Source organism: Jannaschia aquimarina (assembly GCF_000877395.1).
Taxonomy (GTDB): Bacteria; Pseudomonadota; Alphaproteobacteria; order Rhodobacterales; family Rhodobacteraceae; genus Jannaschia; species Jannaschia aquimarina.
Genome location: NZ_JYFE01000025.1, coordinates 1 through 16131, shown reverse-complemented (window position 1 = coordinate 16131; position 16131 = coordinate 1). Strand labels below are relative to the sequence as shown.

At 65.7% G+C, this 16131-nt stretch carries 20 protein-coding genes; 9 read left to right on the top strand and 11 right to left on the bottom strand.

Translation table 11 applies throughout. The features are described from left to right. The first annotated feature begins 7 nt into the window (after window positions 1–7). From jaqu_RS21845 to jaqu_RS06525, 4 genes are read left to right on the top strand one after another with little or no spacing between them, the layout of a single operon-like run. The gene (locus tag jaqu_RS21845) at window positions 8–190 is read left to right on the top strand and encodes a hypothetical protein (RefSeq protein WP_392387216.1); all 183 of its coding nucleotides are present in this window, start codon (window positions 8–10) and stop codon (window positions 188–190) included. Then, window positions 183–1454 carry a UDP-N-acetylglucosamine 1-carboxyvinyltransferase gene (murA, locus tag jaqu_RS06535; protein ID WP_043918161.1) on the top strand — a complete coding sequence of 424 codons (1272 nt, stop codon included), beginning with the start codon at window positions 183–185 and terminating at the stop codon, window positions 1452–1454. The genes jaqu_RS21845 and murA overlap by 8 nt, the downstream gene beginning before the upstream one ends. Beyond that, a complete protein-coding gene (locus jaqu_RS06530) occupies window positions 1447–1905 on the top strand; it encodes a DUF2948 family protein (protein ID WP_043918160.1) in 459 nt (152 codons plus the stop codon). The genes murA and jaqu_RS06530 overlap by 8 nt, the downstream gene beginning before the upstream one ends. Then, entirely contained in the window at window positions 1902–2414 is a 513-nt protein-coding gene (locus tag jaqu_RS06525; protein WP_043918159.1) for a GNAT family N-acetyltransferase, read from the top strand. The genes jaqu_RS06530 and jaqu_RS06525 overlap by 4 nt, the downstream gene beginning before the upstream one ends. Window positions 2415–2482: 68 nt before the next feature. On the opposite strand, the gene jaqu_RS06520 is transcribed toward jaqu_RS06525, so the two are convergent. The 6 genes from jaqu_RS06520 to jaqu_RS06495 form a co-directional block, all read right to left on the bottom strand. Next, entirely contained in the window at window positions 2483–2815 is a 333-nt protein-coding gene (locus jaqu_RS06520; RefSeq protein ID WP_043918158.1) for a TfoX/Sxy family DNA transformation protein, read from the bottom strand. Window positions 2816–3272: 457 nt separating this feature from the next. Next, window positions 3273–4100 carry a metal ABC transporter permease gene (locus tag jaqu_RS06515; protein WP_043918157.1) on the bottom strand — a complete coding sequence of 276 codons (828 nt, stop codon included), beginning with the start codon at window positions 4098–4100 and terminating at the stop codon, window positions 3273–3275. Continuing rightward, on the bottom strand, window positions 4100–4924 hold the full coding sequence (locus jaqu_RS06510; RefSeq protein ID WP_043918156.1) for a metal ABC transporter permease: 825 nt from the start codon (window positions 4922–4924) through the stop codon (window positions 4100–4102). Before jaqu_RS06510 ends, jaqu_RS06515 begins: the two co-directional genes overlap by 1 nt. 21 nt (window positions 4925–4945) lie before the next feature. Continuing rightward, window positions 4946–5782 carry a manganese/iron ABC transporter ATP-binding protein gene (locus jaqu_RS06505; protein WP_043918155.1) on the bottom strand — a complete coding sequence of 279 codons (837 nt, stop codon included), beginning with the start codon at window positions 5780–5782 and terminating at the stop codon, window positions 4946–4948. Further along, the gene (locus tag jaqu_RS06500; RefSeq protein ID WP_043918154.1) at window positions 5779–6657 is read right to left on the bottom strand and encodes a metal ABC transporter substrate-binding protein; all 879 of its coding nucleotides are present in this window, start codon (window positions 6655–6657) and stop codon (window positions 5779–5781) included. The genes jaqu_RS06505 and jaqu_RS06500 overlap by 4 nt, the downstream gene beginning before the upstream one ends. Before the next feature lie 183 nt (window positions 6658–6840). Beyond that, window positions 6841–7485 (bottom strand): YitT family protein, encoded by a 645-nt coding sequence (locus tag jaqu_RS06495; RefSeq protein ID WP_043918153.1) that lies wholly within the window; start codon window positions 7483–7485, stop codon window positions 6841–6843. Window positions 7486–7681: 196 nt separating this feature from the next. Here jaqu_RS06495 and jaqu_RS06490 point away from each other — a divergent pair, with 196 nt between their 5' ends. Both jaqu_RS06490 and jaqu_RS06485 read left to right on the top strand, forming a co-directional pair. After that, the gene (locus jaqu_RS06490; protein WP_043918152.1) at window positions 7682–8260 is read left to right on the top strand and encodes a hypothetical protein; all 579 of its coding nucleotides are present in this window, start codon (window positions 7682–7684) and stop codon (window positions 8258–8260) included. Window positions 8261–8468: 208 nt separating this feature from the next. Next, complete coding sequence (locus jaqu_RS06485) at window positions 8469–9173, top strand: hypothetical protein (protein WP_043918151.1); 705 nt, start codon at window positions 8469–8471, stop codon at window positions 9171–9173. A gap of 184 nt (window positions 9174–9357) precedes the next feature. Here the strand turns inward: jaqu_RS06485 and jaqu_RS06480 are convergent, their stop codons facing one another. Next, on the bottom strand, window positions 9358–10566 hold the full coding sequence (locus jaqu_RS06480; RefSeq protein ID WP_043918150.1) for an NADP-dependent isocitrate dehydrogenase: 1209 nt from the start codon (window positions 10564–10566) through the stop codon (window positions 9358–9360). 131 nt (window positions 10567–10697) lie between these two features. Between jaqu_RS06480 and jaqu_RS06475 the strand changes: the two genes are divergently transcribed. Next, window positions 10698–11273, top strand: a complete 576-nt coding sequence (locus jaqu_RS06475; RefSeq protein WP_043918149.1) for a flavodoxin family protein — start codon at window positions 10698–10700, stop codon at window positions 11271–11273. A 31-nt stretch (window positions 11274–11304) separates the two neighbouring features. Here jaqu_RS06475 and jaqu_RS06470 read toward each other — a convergent pair whose 3' ends face one another. Next, the gene (locus jaqu_RS06470; RefSeq protein ID WP_043918148.1) at window positions 11305–12441 is read right to left on the bottom strand and encodes an HD domain-containing protein; all 1137 of its coding nucleotides are present in this window, start codon (window positions 12439–12441) and stop codon (window positions 11305–11307) included. Beyond that, complete coding sequence (locus jaqu_RS06465; protein WP_043918147.1) at window positions 12431–12670, bottom strand: hypothetical protein; 240 nt, start codon at window positions 12668–12670, stop codon at window positions 12431–12433. Before jaqu_RS06465 ends, jaqu_RS06470 begins: the two co-directional genes overlap by 11 nt. Before the next feature lie 190 nt (window positions 12671–12860). On the opposite strand from jaqu_RS06465, the gene jaqu_RS06460 reads away from it, so the two are divergent. Continuing rightward, window positions 12861–13877 (top strand): sulfotransferase family protein, encoded by a 1017-nt coding sequence (locus tag jaqu_RS06460; RefSeq protein ID WP_043918146.1) that lies wholly within the window; start codon window positions 12861–12863, stop codon window positions 13875–13877. Window positions 13878–13883: 6 nt separating this feature from the next. On the opposite strand, the gene jaqu_RS06455 is transcribed toward jaqu_RS06460, so the two are convergent. Together jaqu_RS06455 and jaqu_RS06450 are read right to left on the bottom strand one after the other, a co-directional pair. After that, window positions 13884–14867 (bottom strand): hypothetical protein, encoded by a 984-nt coding sequence (locus jaqu_RS06455; RefSeq protein WP_043918145.1) that lies wholly within the window; start codon window positions 14865–14867, stop codon window positions 13884–13886. A gap of 51 nt (window positions 14868–14918) precedes the next feature. Then, a complete protein-coding gene (locus jaqu_RS06450) occupies window positions 14919–15572 on the bottom strand; it encodes an alpha/beta hydrolase (protein WP_043918144.1) in 654 nt (217 codons plus the stop codon). Between the two features lie 74 nt (window positions 15573–15646). Between jaqu_RS06450 and jaqu_RS06445 the strand changes: the two genes are divergently transcribed. Then, window positions 15647–16105, top strand: coding sequence for a Fe-S cluster assembly transcriptional regulator IscR (locus jaqu_RS06445; protein WP_043918143.1), 459 nt, complete (start codon window positions 15647–15649; stop codon window positions 16103–16105). Window positions 16106–16131: the final 26 nt, after the last annotated feature.

Sequence of the window (16131 nt, the reverse complement as noted above, 5' to 3'; positions counted from 1 at the left end):
CGAAGCTATGTGGGCTTCAGGCAACGGGGGCAGGACCATGGGAAAGCCAACGAAGGGCCGTGAGGACCGCCTGAAAGCGGCGCTCAAGGCCAACATGGCGCGTCGCAAGGCGCAGACCAAGGCACGCGGATCGACCCCCAACCACGAAGGGCGGGCGAAGACCCGCGAGCAGGAGAAGCCGAATGGATAGCATCGTCGTGCAGGGGGGCGGGCCGCTGTCGGGAACGATCCCGATCTCGGGTGCCAAGAATACCTGCCTCAAGCTGATGTGCGCGGCGCTTCTGACCGACGAGCCGGTTACGCTGACCAATGTCCCGCGCCTGTCGGACATCACCACCCTGGCCCATCTGCTGGAGACGCTCGGCGTCGAGGTCGCGCTGTTGCAGGATGGGCGCGTCATGGTCTTGTCGGCGCGCGAGATCACAAATCGCAAGGCCGACTACGACATCGTCCGCAAGCTGCGCGCGTCCTTCAACGTGCTTGGGCCGCTACTTGCGCGGGAACATGACGCGGTCGTTTCCTTGCCCGGCGGCTGCGCGATCGGGGCGCGTAAGGTGGATCTGCATCTCAAGGCGCTTGAGACGCTAGGTGCCACGGTCGAATTGCGCGAGGGCTATGTCCACGCTTCCGCCCCCGGCGGCCTGAAGGGCGCCGAGATCGACTTCCCCTTCGTGTCCGTTGGCGCGACCGAGAACGCGCTGACGGCTGCCGTGCTTGCGCAGGGCACGACTGTCATCCGCAATGCCGCGCAGGAGCCGGATACCGCCGATCTGGCGCTTTGCCTGACGCAAATGGGCGCGAAGATCGACGGGATCGGCACCTCGACGCTGACGATCGAAGGCGTCGACCGGCTGCATGGCTGTACGCATGAGGTGATCGCTGACCGGATCGAGACCGGCACCTTCATGATGGCGCCGCTGATTGCGGGGGGCGAGGTGACGCTTAAGGGTGCGAGGCGCGACCTGATGAACCGCTTCTGCGAGACGATCGAGGCTGCGGGCGCCGAGATCGATGCGGTGGATGGTGGGCTGACCGTCCGCCGCTCCAATGGCCCCCTGACAGCGGTCGACGTCCGGACGGAGCCCTATCCCGGCTTTCCGACCGACCTCCAGGCACAGCTCATGGCTGCGATGTGCACGGCCAGGGGGACGTCCCGGCTGGAAGAGACGATCTTCGAGAACCGGTTCATGCATGCGCCCGAACTGATCCGTATGGGTGCGCGGATCGACGTTCATGGCGGGACGGCCGAGGTGACCGGGGTGGAGCGCCTGCGCGGCGCGCCGGTCATGGCGACCGACCTGCGGGCAAGCGTGAGCCTGATCCTCGCGGGACTCGCGGCAGAAGGAGAGACGCGCGTCAGCCGTGTCTACCACCTCGATCGCGGCTACGAGCAGTTGGTGCGCAAGCTGGAAGGCGTCGGCGCCAGGATCGAAAGGGTGGCCGAAGATGGGTGACGCGACCTTCGCTGATGGCGCGCCCGACCGGCCCTTGCGCCTCTGGGCGACCGATGCCGAGGACTTGCAGGTCGTCGCCGCCCTCTGTCAGGACGCCGTGCTGCCGGCATCCGAGATGCGGTGGATCGCCTCGGAACGCCGGTTCGCCATGCTCCTCAACCGGTTCCGGTGGGAAGATCGCAGGGATGCCGAGCGTGTAAGGTCGGTTCTGGTCGTCTCGGACGTGACGCGGGTCGGGGGGCAGGGGATCACGCCTGGCGACCCGGACACCATCCTCTCGCTGCTGACGCTCGAGTGGGAGCCCGGGGAGGACGGGCAGGGCGCCCTGATCCTGACCTTCGCCGGGGACGGGGCCGTGCGGGTCGAGGCGGAATGCCTCGACATCCGTTTGAGCGATGTCACGCGCCCCTACGCCGCCCCGTCCGGAAAGGCCCCGGATCACGACGCGTGACGGTCCGCAGGCTCGAACCCGAGGATGGGGAAGCGTGGTTCCGCCTGCTGGTCGAGGGCGCGACGCTCTTCCCAGCCGCGTTCCTCCAGACACCCGGGGAGGCCCGGGCGACGCCACGGGACAGACTCCCATCCATCATGCGCGACGGCCATCACTGGGGTGTCTTCGAGGGTGACGATCTTGTCGGCTTTGCCTCGATCCGGTTCCAGACGCTGTCCCGCATGGCGCACCGTGCCTATCTCGGCCCATTCTACATCCGCCCCGCATGGCAAGGAACCGGAGCGGCCTATCGGCTCTTGGACGGCGTCCTTGCTATCTTGCGCGAGAGCGGGATCCGTCAGGTCGATCTCTGGGTCGCGGAGGCGAACGGACGCGCATTCGCCTTCTACGAGCGGCACGGGTTCGTGAAGGTCGGCCGGATGCCGCGTGCCGTGATAATGGAGGATACCGGTCCCGAGGCGGATCTGTTGATGGTCGCCATGTTGGACGGCGCGGACCCCTCTGTCTGACGGGCGGTCATTCGGCCGCCGCGACGGGGTGTTACAAATGACCCCGCGTGGTCAGCCGGCCCGAACCCTTATCTCTCGATCACGCCGATCGCGTCCATCATCGCCTCGAAGGCATCGCGGTGTATATCGCGCCCCTCGGCGACGCGCGCCTTGATCCGGTCGAACCGGATGCGGAGGTCCGCCTTTTCTTGCCCGCGGCAATCGTTCCACGCACGGCCCTGAAGGGCCATCTCGATGACGTAGTAGGGGATGAAATGCGGACGGAGGCCGTCGCGGAGCAGCCTTTCGTAGGCCGCATCGGTCCCGAGGTCCCGAAGCGTCTCGGCATCGGGAATGCCGACCTTGATGAACGAGCTTTCCATCGCCGGTCCAAGGCCCGGCAGCGTTGAAATGGCGGTCATGCCGGCAGGCTAGCCGGACATGCGCCTCGCCGGAAGGCTCAGATCGAGGCCCAATCCGTGAACCGCACGGTCGGCCTCGGTTTCCGCTTGATCGGCGCCTGAGGCGGTGTCGTCGGTTGGGGTTTTGCCTGAGTCATCGGATTGCTCCGTACTGGATACAGATCCAGCGGTAGCAAAGGACGATGCGGTTGGCGGGGCGCAAAGATGGCCGAAATAAGGCAGATTCCGATGAGTTTGTTCGCGGATCGGCGACAAACCGGACGACCGTACCCTGAAAACGCATCAGCCCCGCCCAGGGAGGAGGTGGGGCGGGGCTGCGCATTCAATCTTGGCGCGGGTCAGGGAGGAGGAGACCCTTGCTTCGATGAGACCGAGATTAAGCTGCACTGCAGCAAAGTCAACGATGCGAGTGCAGAAAGAATAGGCAGTTTACGAAGGCCGGCGGTCCTGTGTGGTCTCAAGGCCTCAGCGCGCGCCGATCCCGCCACCGCGAAACCGCAAATGCGCCCAGAAAAGCAAGGGTCAGGACCATCACGATGGACGCTGCCGGAGACGCGTCGATGGCCACGGAGAGCCACATGCCCGAAACCGCCGACAGCAGGGAAACGCCGACGGAAAGGCCCATCATGGCGGAAAACGACCGGGCAAGGAGGAACCCGATGGCCCCCGGCGTGATCAACAATGCGATGGCGAGGACGATGCCGACGGCCCCGAGCGCCGCGACGACGGCAGCGGAGATCATCGCAAGCATGGCGTTCGCGATCCACGTCGTCCTCAGGCCGATGGCGCGAGCATGGGACTCGTCGAAGGCGTGGGTCAGGAAATCCCGCCACCGCGCGCCGAGTGCCAGGACGACGATGGCTGCGACCACCGCGGCGGTGCCGAGCTCGAACGGGGATACCCCCAGGAGATTGCCGAACAGGATGTGGTCCAGATGCACGTCGGTCGGAAAGGCGACGATCAGGACGGTGCCGACGGCGAACATCCCCGAAAAGACGACCCCCATCAGCGTGTCCCGCTTGACCCGGCTGTTGGCATCCAGCCAGCCCGTCAGCAGCGCGCTGCCCATCCCGGCAACGAAGGCCCCCGCGATCAGGGGCAGCCCCATGAAATAGGCGATCGCCACGCCGGGCAGGACGGCATGGGCGATGGCGTCGCCGATGAGGCTCCAGCCCTTGAGCACGAGGAAGGGCGAGAGTGCCCCACACGTGCCCGCGACGAGGAGTGCGGTCAGAGTCGCATCCCGAAGGAAGGGAAGCTGCCAGAGGAAGGTCAGACTCTCCATCAGCCGCGCCTCGCGCGCAGGCCGTGGGTAGGCGCCAGAAGGAAGGCCGCGCCGAAGACCAGCGTCTGGAGGATCACGATCACGCCTCCGGTCGCGCCATCGAGGAAATAGGACAGGTAGGCACCCAAGGCGCAGGTTCCGGCCCCAAGCCCGACCGACAGAGCGATCATGGTTCCGAACCGGTCGGTCAGAAGGTAGGCCGTCGCGCCGGGGGTCACGACCAGCGCTATGACGAGAAACGCGCCAACCGTCTGCATCGCCGCGACCGTCGAGGCTGCAAGCAGCGTGAACAGGATCGCGTTCCACAGCCGCGGGTTCAGCCCGACCGCGCGGGCATGGGCCGGGTCGAAGGACACGGCCAGAAAATCCCGCCACTTCAAGGTCAGGACGGCCAGGGTCACGGCCGCGATGATGACGACCTGCCAGCGGTCGGACGGTGTGATGGCCAGGATATTGCCCAGCACGATGCTCTGCAGGTCGATGGGGGCGGGCGACAGCGACGCCATGAAAAGTCCAAGCCCGAAGAAGGCGGTGAAGATCACGCCGATCACGGTGTCGGTCTTCAGCCCCGATCTTTCGGTGAGCAACAGCATGGCCGCCGCCGCGAGGCCGCCCGAGAGGAACGCCCCCAAAGCGAAGGGCAGGCCCAGCATGTAGGCGCCCGCCACGCCCGGGATCACCGAGTGGGACAGCGCATCTCCGATCAGGCTCCAGCCCTTGAGCGTGAGGAAGGCGGACAGGAACGCGCAGGTCGCGCCGACAAGGGCGGAAACCCAGATCGCGTTGAGCATGTAGTCGTAGCTGAAGGGCTCCAGCAGGATCATTCGGGGTGCTCCGGACCACGGTCAGTCATGCTTGTCCCCGTAGATCACGAAGGGGCGTTCGTCGTCGGTCAGGACCGTGACACGCCGTTCGTCGTCGTCGTCGTGCAGGTCGGCGCCGCCCAGATCGTAGCGGCGCAGGACGCCACCGAAGGCCCGGCGCAGATTGTCGGGGGTGAAGACCTCCTCGGTCGGGCCGTAGTCGAGAACGGTGCCCTTGATCAGAACGGTCCTGTCGCAGAACTCGGGAACCGATCCGAGATTGTGGGTCGAAACGAGCATGACACGACCCTCTTCCCGCATCTCCCGCAGAAGCGCGACGATAGCGTCCTCGGTTTTCACGTCGACGCCGGTAAAGGGCTCGTCCAGAAGGATGACCTGTCCGTCCTGGGCGAGCGCGCGGGCCAGGAACACGCGCTTCTTCTGGCCGCCGGACAACTGGCCGATCTGGCGGTCGGCTAAATCGGACATCGACACGCGGGCGAGAGCGGCGGCCACGGCCTCGCGGTCGGCGGCGGAGGGGCGGCGCAGGAAGCCCATCCTGCCCTGACGCCCCATCATCACCACGTCCCGGACGAGAACCGGGAAGGACCAATCCACCTCTTCGGACTGGGGGACGTAGGCGACGAGGTTGCGTGACAGCGCCTCTCGCACCTCCAGTCCCAGCATCGTGACGGTCCCGGCCCTGACTTGAAGGAAGCCCATCAGAGCCTTGAAAAGAGTGGATTTCCCGGCACCGTTTACGCCGACCAGCCCGGCGATCGTTCCTGTCGGAAGCTGAAAGGTGGCATCGCGCAGCGCGACCACGCCGCCCGGATAGGCGACGGTCAGGCCGCGTGCGTCGATGCCTTCGCCGCTCACTCCGTCAGGCCTTGCATGATCGTCTCGGAGGTTACCCTCAGCAGGTCCAGATAGGTCGGGACCGGGCCATCCTCTTCTGAGAGGCTGTCGACGTAGAGCACGCCGCCATAGGCCGCTCCGGTTTCGCGCGCCACCTGCCGCGCGGGATCGGGTGAGACGGTGGACTCGCTGAATACCACTTTGATATCGTTGGCCCTTACCTCGTCGATGACGCGGCGGACCTGCTGCGGCGTGCCCTGGGAGTCGGCGTTGATGGGCCAAAGGAACAGCTCTTTCAGGCCGTAGTCGCGGGCGAGGTAGCTGAAGGCGCCTTCCGACGTCACGAGCCAGCGCTCCTCCTCGGGCAGGGCGAGGATCGCGTCGCGGAGCGGGCCGATAGTCGCAGTGATGTCTGCCTTGTAGGCCTCGGCATTGGCCATGTAGGTCTCCGCGTTTTCGGGATCGTGCTCGGCCATGGCGGCGGCGATATTGTCCACGTAGATGAGCGCGCCGGAAAGTCCCATCCAGGCGTGAGGGTTGGGGCGGCCATCATAGCTGCCGCCGGTGATCGGAAGGGGGTCGATGCCTTCGGAAACAACGGCTTGAGGAACATCGCTCAGGTTTCGGAAGAACTGTTCGAACCAAAGCTCGAGGTTGAGCCCGTTCCACAGGACGAGGTCGGCATCCCGCGTGGCGATGATGTCGCCCGGCGTCGGCTGGTAGCCGTGGATCTCGGCCCCGGGACGAGTGATCGAGACGACCTCGGCGGCGTCTCCGGCGACGTTGCGGGCCATGTCGGCGATGACAGTGAAGGTTGTGGCGACCTTGAAGCGGTCCTCGGCCCACGCCGGAGCGGCGAGGGACAGGAGGGCGGCGAAAAGGGCGGCGAAACGCATGGGAACCTCCGTTCTGATACTTGCGAATTAGTCGCAAGAAAGGTGCCCGGCAAGGTCCGAAATCGTCGAAATCGGTGTGCACCCCCTGTGCACCCCCTGTGCACCCCCCGTCTGCACAAGTGGCAGACAAAGCATCCCGGCGGCCGCCAAGGGGAACGGGGTACGGGACGGAGCGGTCCTCTTTCAGCGGCCGATATACCGGTCGCCCCTGTGGTTCACCGCGACGATCAGATTGACGATGACAGCGCCGATGGCCGAGGCCGTCACGAGCTGGAACGGCAGGGCGAGGAGCGCTGCGGCGAAGAGCCCGAGGTCGAAGCCGAGCTGGACCCAGCCCGCACGGATGCCGGACTGTTCCTGGAGCCACAGGGCAAGGATGCCGACCCCACCGAGCGATGCGCCATGGCGGAAGACGGCGAGCAGCCCCATGCCGATCAGCGCGCCGGAGATCGGCGCCGCAACCCAGGGCGAGGCCTGAATCGTGACCACATCCGGCAGCAGGCGCACGAAGACCGAGACCAGCGTCACTGCGATCGCTGTCTTGACGACGAACCGTGGCCCGAGCTGGATCCAGCCGAGCGCATAGAAGGGCAGGTTCAGAACGAAGAACCAGACAGGGAACCCGTAGGGCGTGAGGTAGGAAAGTAGCACGCCCAGCCCCGCCGTCTGCCCGGTGACGAGCCCCGCCGCCTGAAGCAGCAGCACCCCGAGCGCGCAGAGCGACGTCCCGATCAGGAGCGCGAAGGCGTCTTCGAGGGGTGTATGCGCAGTGGGAGCCGGCTCCGGGCGCGGCGGTGACGGGGGGCGTGCGGTGGTGGAAGTCGGCATGGTTGGTCCGAAAGCGGAGGGTCTGTCGTGCGGCGTGGAGACCGCTCGGGCATCCCCGTCGATGGACGGTGCTTGCCCGGTGCGTTCTCCGGCATTACGCCTTGGATGCGATTTAACGCTGAATTCTACATTTCCTGGAGATTTCCGAGTGCCTCCTTCCAAATCACAGAACTCTCGCCGGGATGCACCGGCCTCGATGAAGACTGCTATCGCATCGCTGCTTTCTTCTACAGAAGTCTCGCGTATCAGCTTCGTCTTCGGCCCCGTCTCGGTCTTGTCCCACGACTTTGCAGCGGTTGCGACCGCCGTCCGGTCCGGGGACCTCGCTGTCGAAATCGACCCCGGGTTTCTGGGCGCGATCGACGGGACAGCCGCCTACGATCAGGATTTGAACGCATTCGTCTTCTCGTCGGCCCTCCAGCTTGGAGGCGACAGTCTGACCTCGATCGGGATGAGTGCGTTCGTGGTGCACGAAGCAGTGCACGCGATTTCCGACCGGAAAGCCGCCGCGGTCTCGATACAGATGGACGAGGGCGCAGCTTATGTCGCGACCGTGTGGTACATGTTGGAACGGGGTGTCGTGGACCTCAGCAACAGCGATGCGCCGGAAGCGGACCGCCCTCTCCTTGAAGCGGTGGACGCGATGCGCAAGCGGGCGTTGGACGGCACCGTTCCGGTCTCGGCGACCGACTCGGAGGTCAAGGCTGTCGTGGGTTACGTGCTGAACCAGCCCCGGTACCGCACGCCCGGGGTCTACGAGTACAACGGCTGGTAGGGGCATCCGTCTCTCGCGGGCGGCTTGATGCCGTTCACGCAGAAGACGAGCCGAAGGCCGGAGCAGCGCCCGCCGGACGATCCGATCCATTTGCGGGATCCCCCCGGTCCGAATGGCAGCCTATCGGAGCGGGGCCTGCCCTCTGGAATCGCACATCCGCGCGCGGTAAGGTCCCGAACCATATTTGATTTCATCTGGAGCCATTCTCATGCCGGCCACGACACAAGTTCCAGTCGCCACCTTTCCCGACGCGTTCAAGGAACGATTTGACCTTTCGGACGCCCGGCCCGCACCGCGTGACCTGGTCGAGGAGCTTATCAGGCTCTACGAAAGCAGGGCTGTCCAGCGGATCGCCTTCGAGTTGGAGCACGTGCGTGTCACGCCCGAAGGATTTCGGCAGGTCGCGCTCCGCCTTGCCCTGGGCGAGATCGCCGTCGTCATCAATTCCGAGGCGATCGCCATTCGCAACCCCGGAAGCGAACCTGACGATGTCCTCGCGATGTATGTGAGCGAGGATCGATTCAACGCCATGATCTTCCACGACGACATGGATCTGACGACCATTCCGCAGAAGCGCCGTGCGGTCCATGAGGGCGTGCATGCGATGCACGATATCTGGGGGCGGCAAACAGCGATCTTCCATGAAGAGGGTGCGGCATACATCGCCGGAGCCTGGTTCGAGCAGGAGATTGGCTATGTCGGCAATCACACGGGGTCTCAGAAGATCGCCGACTATCTGGCGCGAGAGATGCGCAGCCGCATCACGGCGGGCGGCCGGATCGTGGAAGGAACCGCGGACGAGATCAACGCGGCGCGCTTCATCGCCCATATGCGCGGCTACGACATGGACTTCTACAATTGGGACGGCGTGCCCAAAAACCCCGCGGCGCGACGGATTGCCGGGATGGATTGAAGTCCGGGCAACGAGAGCCTGTCCCCGGATGTGTGGCGGGGCGCTACCGTCTTCGGTAGGCCCTGACATCCGACCGTAACGGAAGGGTGGCCGGACCGAGTCGTCGAGACGTGCGGGGCGCCTTGGCAGGATCTGCCATCGAAAATGCGAAGGGGGCCCGTGCGGCCCCCCTCTCAGGTTCGGCTCAGAGAGCGGCCTGAAGGTTCTCGTCGATTTTTTCGAGGAAGCCCATCGTCGTCAGCCATTTCTGATCGGGGCCGACCAGCAGCGCGAGGTCCTTGGTCATGTGACCCGACTCGACGGTGTCGACGATGACCTTCTCCAGCGTCTCGGCGAAGGTCTTGAGCTGGTCGTTGCCGTCCAGCTTGGCGCGGTGCTTGAGGCCGCCGGTCCAGGCGAAGATCGACGCGATGGAGTTGGTCGACGTCTCCTTGCCGGCCTGATGCTGGCGGTAATGGCGGGTGACCGTTCCGTGGGCCGCCTCGGCCTCGACGATCTTGCCGTCGGGCGTCATCAGCTGCGAGGTCATCAGGCCCAGAGAGCCGAAGCCCTGCGCCACGGTGTCGGACTGCACGTCGCCGTCGTAGTTCTTGCAGGCCCAGACATAGCCGCCCGACCACTTCATCGCGGCGGCCACCATGTCGTCGATCAGGCGATGCTCGTAAGTCAGGCCGGCCTTTTCGAACTGGTCCTTGAACTCCTCGTCGAAGACCTTCTGGAAGAGGATCATGAACTGGCCATCGTACTGCTTGAGGATGGTGTTCTTGGTCGACAGATAGACGGGGTAGCCGCGCTTGAGGCCGTAATTGAACGAGGCCCGCGCGAAGTCGATGATCGACTGGTCGAGGTTGTACATCCCCATGTAGATGCCGCTGGCGGGGGCGTCGAAGACCTCTTCCTCGATCACGGTGCCGTCGGCACCCTCGAACTTCATCGACAGCTTGCCGGGTCCGGGGAACTTCATGTCGGTGGCGCGATACTGGTCGCCGAACGCGTGGCGGCCGATGATGATCGGCTTGGTCCAGCCCGGCACCAGGCGCGGCACGTTGGAGCAGATGATCGGCTCGCGGAAGACGACGCCGCCGAGGATGTTGCGGATCGTCCCGTTTGGGGAGCGCCACATCTTCTTGAGGCCGAACTCCTCCACCCGCGCTTCATCGGGGGTGATGGTGGCGCATTTCACGCCGACGCCGACTTCCTTGATCTTCTCGGCGGCGTCGATGGTGATCTGGTCGTTGGTCTCGTCCCGGCTTTCGATGCCGAGGTCGTAATAGAGCAGGTCGATGTCCAGATAGGGCAGGATCAGCTTGTCTTTGATGAACTGCCAGATGATGCGGGTCATCTCGTCGCCGTCGAGTTCGACGACGGGGTTCTCTACCTTGATCTTGGACATGGTCCCTCCGGGCGGTCTGGTTTCGGGGCTGCCCTTAGCCCATCGGAGCGCCGGGGGCCAGTGGTATGCCGTCGCATACCGAACCTTTGTCGGCCTTGGGCGTTTGTCGCCGTATTCATCTGGAGAGCACCATGGCCAAGATCGCGATCGTCTATCATTCCGGCTACGGACACACCAAGAAGCAGGCGCTGGCCGTCGCCGAGGGCGCGCGCGCGGGCGGCGCTGAGGTGGATGTGCTGGAGGCCGATGCGCTGGGCGATCCCGAAGGCGACGACTGGGCGCCGCTGGATGCCGCCGACGCGATCATCTTCGGCTCGCCGACCTACATGGGCAGCGTCTCGGGCCCGTTCGAGAGCTTCGTCGACAAGACGTCGAAGAAGTGGTTCACGCAGGCCTGGCACGGCAAGATCGGCGCGGGCTTCACCTGCTCGTCGTCGTTTCACGGTTCCAAGCAGGTGACATTGCAGCGCCTGTGCGAGCTGGCGATGCAGCACGGCATGATCTGGGTCGGACCCGGCCTGATGCCGACCGAGCCGACGCATCCCGACACCGACAAGGACGGCAACAATCGCCTTGGCTTCTATCTGGGCGCCGCCGCGCAGGCCGGGCAGAATGCGAGCCCGGAGGAGGCGCCGACGAACGGCGATCTGGCGAATGCCCATGCGCTGGGCAAGCGCGTCGCCGAGGTCGCGGCCCGGATGGGGTAGGGCGGCGCCGGATTCGGTCGTATGAGCGGCACTAGCCTGCCGCGAAATGGGCTGCGATGCGGGGAGAGAGCCAGTCCCACAAGTCGGGGGCGCCCCGCGCGATGCGGGTGCCGACGCGGGCGCGCACCTGATCTTCGGAGACGTCGTAATCCACCCAGGAGCCGCCTCCATTGGCGAGATTGAGGTTCGGCGGCTGGAACCGGTCGAGCGCCTTGGCCCACCGGGCGGTGGGTGTCTCGTCCGCTTCGAAGGCATCCCAGAGTGTGCGGAAGGCCGTGCCCTGATCGTCGGGCAGGTAACCGAAGAGGCGATCGGCGGCGGCGCGTTCCTCGGCAGCCTTGTCGGCGCCGCCCCAGCCGGCGGCAAAGACGGGCAGATCGCCGGCGTCGATCTCGATCACGTCATGAAGGACCAGCATGCGGATCGCTTCGGCATCGTCAGCGTCGCCGGACCACGGCGACAGCGTCAGGGCCATGAGCGCGAGATGCCAAGAATGCTCTGCGCTATTCTCGAAGCGGCTGCCGTCGGTAAGACGGGTGGCGCGAGTCACGGTCTTGAGCCGGTCCGCCTCGGCGAGGAAGGTCATGCGGTCGGCAAGCGGGCCGGCAGCCGGGCTTTCCCCTGCGAGAAGTGAAAGAGCGTGGGCATGGGCCTCGGGCCACTCCCTTTGCAGGGGTGCCGCGCGGCCCTCGGTCAGGGTGTGGCCAGCGATCCGGAGATGGTCGGCGGGCGGCGCGGGGTTCCAGAGCACCTGGAGCGCGGGCAGCAGATGATCGAGCCTCTTGAGATAACGGGCGGTCGGGGTGGCGGCGTCCTCGAACTCGTCCCAGAGCGCACGCAGAGCGGGTCCGCCCGGATGCATCGCAAAGAGGCGGTCGGCGGCGCGGCGTTCGGCGTCGGCCTGACCGTCGGCGGGCAGGTGGACGGGATGGTCGCCTGCGTCGATCTCGACCAGGTCGTGGACAAGCGCCATCGCGATGGCCCGGTCGATATCGGCGCCCTCGCCGTGGGTCGCCATCGTCATCGCCGCGAGGGCGAGGTGCCAGGAATGCTCGGCCGCGTTCTCGGGCCGGGAATTGTCGGTCAGAACGTTGGCGCGCTCGACCGACTTGAGCCTGTCGGCCTCCATCGCGAAGGCCATCGTCCGGTCCAGGGCGTCAGCCTGCATCGGGCGGCGCTTCGGCCAGCTTGCGGGCGCGGGCGGCGAGGTCCTTCTTGGCGCGGATCGCGGCGCGTTGGACCCGGATCGAGGTGATGAACGCCTCCTGAAGGGTCTGCGAACTGTCGCCCATGGTCGTGGCGAGCATCTGGACGATGTCCTCGTCCCCGGTCTTGTCGATATGCTCGATGGTCATCGCGGCGATTTCGTCGGCGAGCTTTTCGGCGAGACGAGACATGGCGGGTCCTTCGGCTGATCTCGTCGGGTGGTTAGCCGACACGCCGGGCGGGGGAAAGGCGGGGGATGCGACGCGCGGACCGGGCCATGGCGCCGAAGCAACGCGGGCAGCACGTGGCTGACCCGCGGCAGAACATCTGTTAGCGGACAAGGATGCCCGATCCTTGCCGCTGACCTGAGACGGAGATGCGATGCCGCCGCGTTTGAACATTCATATCGGGCTCGCCAAGACGGGCACCACGACGATTCAGGCCGCAATGCATGGCAACCGGGATCGCCTGGCTGAGCATGGCGTGACCTATGGCTTCGAGCGGATGAACCACTCCGTCCGGCTGCTCGTAGCCTTCCAGAGCGATCCGATGGGTTATCCCGTCGTCGTGAATGCGGGGATCGACGCCGCCGATCTGCCGCGCCTCGGCGAGAGCGCCCGCCAGCGGCTGGCTTCGGAAATAGCCCGGTGCAAGACACCGCATTACCTGATCTCGGGGGAGGCGGCGTCGAGTTTCAGCCTCGAAGACGTCAAGAGGATCCGGGCGCTGACCGATGATCTGGGCGTCGGTGATATTCGGATCCTCTGCTATGTCCGTGACCCCATCTCGTTCGCGCGAAGCATCGTGCAACAGCGGCTGAAATCGGGCGCGCGCCTTGGCGAGTTGAAATACCGTCGTCCGGGGCCTGCCTTCCGGCAGCGTATCGAGCCGTGGATCGAGACCTTCGGGCGGGACTCCTTGAAGATCGTCGCGTTCGAAACCGCCTGCCGGCATCGCGGCGGACTGCCCGGATCCATGTTGGAGGCGATCCTCGGAACAGAGGTGACCCTTCCGGAGATTCCGGAACAGAAGCGACAGAACGCCTCGCTCTGTCTCGAAGCGGCGCTCTTGCTGGACGCCCTGAATGCGCGTCATCCGTACCTTGTCGATGGAGGGATCGGCCCGAACCGCTCGCGCGGGGATGCGAACGTCCTTCTGCGCGGCATCAGGGGGACGCCCTTTCATCTGGGGCCTGATTTCGATCGGGAGGTCGCGGCGGACGCTGCCGACGACGTCGCGTGGCTGCGAGAGGTGAGTGGACAGGCGGACCTTTTTGGAGGCTACGAGGCTATGACGCACCGGACGTATCCCGAGCCTGCCTGGAGCACCGAGACGCTGGAGGACGTCGCCGCAACGCTGTTTAGCCAGCGGGCGGAATTGACGCAGCCGAAGGGCTGATCCCGTTCACTTGCCACCGAGGAAGGCAGCGATCCGGCGTTCGACCCGAGTCGAAAGCCGGGAGGGATCCGGATCGAAGGGGGACGCCGCAATGGCCTTCAGCACGTGGGCGTGTAACGGCTCCGACAGGGTCGCATCCCTCTCGTCGGGCGCCCCGGCGGACGGAACCCCGAGGGCGGACCGTTCGCTGGCCGTCAGCACGAATGGCTCTGACGGAAGGGCGTCGTCGCGGCGGATTGCGGTCCTGAGCTTGCTGGAAAGCGTCTTGTAGTTCGCCACGTCCGGTCTTTCGTCGAGAAGGCGGAGGCCCGCGTTCAACCCACACATGGCGGCTGCTTCGGCGGTGGAGATCCGGACATTCGCCATCGGCGCCGACAGCGTCACCCCTGGAGGTGAGCGACCTATGGCGGCGAAGAAGGCCTTCGTCACGTCCGCCCCGGCCAGATCCGCCAGCGGGATCTCGTGAACGGGGACGCCGGTCTCGCGCCAGCAGTTCACAAGGACGTCCTGATCCAGAAGGTCGATGCCGACGAGGCGGCGCGGCCCCGTCTCGGCGGCGTCCGCGATCCACTCGCAGAACGTCTTGGCGAGACGCATCTTGAGTTGCTCGGTGTAGAGCGAGGGGGCCAGAGAAGCCCGCTCGCGGCTGAAAGCGACGATCTCGACTGGACCGATGCTGCGCTGCGAGAGAAACTCGGCCGTGTCCTTTATCCGGGAAAAGCCTTCATTGGACAGGATCCAGTCGGCACCGGGATCGGCGGCAATCTCCGCTTCCATGTCCTTCAACGTGCCGAGGGCGGGGTCGAAGGAATCGTGGCCGAGATATTCCCAGCCCAGGTTGCTGTGGATGATCTGCTCCCGCACCTTCGCACGGCCTGCCTTCGGAAAGCGGATGCCGGCGGCCGCGAGCGCGGCTTCCTCGCGCGCAAAGAATCTCTGAAGCCCGGTCGAGCCGGTCTTGTGCAGGCCGATGTGGAGAAAGACGGTCATATCCGATCGGATCGCCCCGCCCGAAGATCGCGCCGCGCGCGGGGCATCATCTTAGCGGGTCGTTTCCGTCAGCCGGCGGGAGACGTAGGATTTCACGCTTTCGATCATGGGATCCATATGCGGGTCCTCGAAGAAGTGGCCCGCGCCCTCGACCTCCTCGTGGGTGATCGTGATGCCCTTTTGCTCGTGCAGCTTGGCCACGAGCGCGCGCGTATCGGCGGGGGGCGCAACGCGGTCGCCGAGGCCGTTGATGATCAGGCCGCTGCTGGGGCAGGGGGCGAGGAAGCTGAAATCGTAGCGGTCCGCCGGCGGCGAGACCGAGATGAAGCCCGTGATTTCCGGCCGGCGCATCAGGAGCTGCATGCCGATCCACGCGCCGAACGAGAAGCCCGCGACCCAGCAATGCTTGGTGTTCGGGTTCATGCTCTGGAGGTAGTCGAGGGCCGAGGCGGCATCCGACAATTCTCCGACGCCCTGATCGTACTCGCCCTGGCTGCGGCCCACGCCGCGGAAGTTGAACCGCAGGACGGTGAAGCCCAGATCCATGAACGCATAATGTAGGTTGTAGACCACGCGGTTATTCATCGTGCCGCCGAATTGCGGATGCGGATGCAGGATGATCGCGATCGGCGCGTCCTTGATCTTCTGCGGGTGGTAGCGTCCCTCGAGCCGTCCTTCGGGTCCGGGGAAGATCACTTCAGGCATGTGCGGTCCCTTTTGCGCGCGTCCGCGGAGAGGTATGCGAGCGGGACCGGTTGGTCAACGGATGGAGGGGGCGCATGAAGCTGAGTACGAAAGGACGCTACGCGATGGTGGCGCTTGCCGATCTGGCGATGCGGCCCGATGGGGAGCTGACGTCGCTGGGCGAGTTGTCGAAGCGGCAGGACATCAGCCTGCCCTATCTGGAGCAGCTCTTCGTCAAGCTGCGCCGGGCCGGATTGGTGGAGTCGGTGCGCGGACCGGGCGGGGGCTACCGCCTGGCGCGCCCGGCCGAGCAGGTGCGGGTCTCGGACGTCCTGGGCGCCGTCGACGAAACGGTGAGCGCCATGCACAAGGGGGCCGCGGCGAGTGGCGGGCTGTCGGGCAGCCGGGCGCAATCGATGACCAACCGGCTGTGGGAATCGCTTTCGGCGCATGTCTACGTCTTCCTGCATCAGACGCGCCTGTCGGACGTGGTGAAGAACGAACTCACCCCGTGCCCCGCCGTGCCGTCGCTGTTCCAGGTGGTGGACGAGTAGCGGCCGGATCGGACGGGGCATCGAGC

Excerpts from the sequence above, each read along its gene's own strand:
- jaqu_RS21845 (WP_392387216.1), top strand. The coding sequence starts at position 8 with ATGTGGGCTTCAGGCAACGGGGGCAGGACCATGGGAAAGCCAACGAAG.
- murA (WP_043918161.1), top strand. The coding sequence starts at position 183 with ATGGATAGCATCGTCGTGCAGGGGGGCGGGCCGCTGTCGGGAACGATC.
- jaqu_RS06530 (WP_043918160.1), top strand. The coding sequence starts at position 1,447 with ATGGGTGACGCGACCTTCGCTGATGGCGCGCCCGACCGGCCCTTGCGC.
- jaqu_RS06520 (WP_043918158.1), bottom strand. The coding sequence starts at position 2,815 with ATGACCGCCATTTCAACGCTGCCGGGCCTTGGACCGGCGATGGAAAGC.
- jaqu_RS06515 (WP_043918157.1), bottom strand. The coding sequence starts at position 4,100 with ATGGAGAGTCTGACCTTCCTCTGGCAGCTTCCCTTCCTTCGGGATGCG.
- jaqu_RS06510 (WP_043918156.1), bottom strand. The coding sequence starts at position 4,924 with ATGATCCTGCTGGAGCCCTTCAGCTACGACTACATGCTCAACGCGATC.
- jaqu_RS06500 (WP_043918154.1), bottom strand. The coding sequence starts at position 6,657 with ATGCGTTTCGCCGCCCTTTTCGCCGCCCTCCTGTCCCTCGCCGCTCCG.
- jaqu_RS06495 (WP_043918153.1), bottom strand. The coding sequence starts at position 7,485 with ATGCCGACTTCCACCACCGCACGCCCCCCGTCACCGCCGCGCCCGGAG.
- jaqu_RS06490 (WP_043918152.1), top strand. The coding sequence starts at position 7,682 with ATGAAGACTGCTATCGCATCGCTGCTTTCTTCTACAGAAGTCTCGCGT.
- jaqu_RS06485 (WP_043918151.1), top strand. The coding sequence starts at position 8,469 with ATGCCGGCCACGACACAAGTTCCAGTCGCCACCTTTCCCGACGCGTTC.
- jaqu_RS06480 (WP_043918150.1), bottom strand. The coding sequence starts at position 10,566 with ATGTCCAAGATCAAGGTAGAGAACCCCGTCGTCGAACTCGACGGCGAC.
- jaqu_RS06475 (WP_043918149.1), top strand. The coding sequence starts at position 10,698 with ATGGCCAAGATCGCGATCGTCTATCATTCCGGCTACGGACACACCAAG.
- jaqu_RS06470 (WP_043918148.1), bottom strand. The coding sequence starts at position 12,441 with ATGCAGGCTGACGCCCTGGACCGGACGATGGCCTTCGCGATGGAGGCC.
- jaqu_RS06465 (WP_043918147.1), bottom strand. The coding sequence starts at position 12,670 with ATGTCTCGTCTCGCCGAAAAGCTCGCCGACGAAATCGCCGCGATGACC.
- jaqu_RS06460 (WP_043918146.1), top strand. The coding sequence starts at position 12,861 with ATGCCGCCGCGTTTGAACATTCATATCGGGCTCGCCAAGACGGGCACC.
- jaqu_RS06455 (WP_043918145.1), bottom strand. The coding sequence starts at position 14,867 with ATGACCGTCTTTCTCCACATCGGCCTGCACAAGACCGGCTCGACCGGG.
- jaqu_RS06450 (WP_043918144.1), bottom strand. The coding sequence starts at position 15,572 with ATGCCTGAAGTGATCTTCCCCGGACCCGAAGGACGGCTCGAGGGACGC.
- jaqu_RS06445 (WP_043918143.1), top strand. The coding sequence starts at position 15,647 with ATGAAGCTGAGTACGAAAGGACGCTACGCGATGGTGGCGCTTGCCGAT.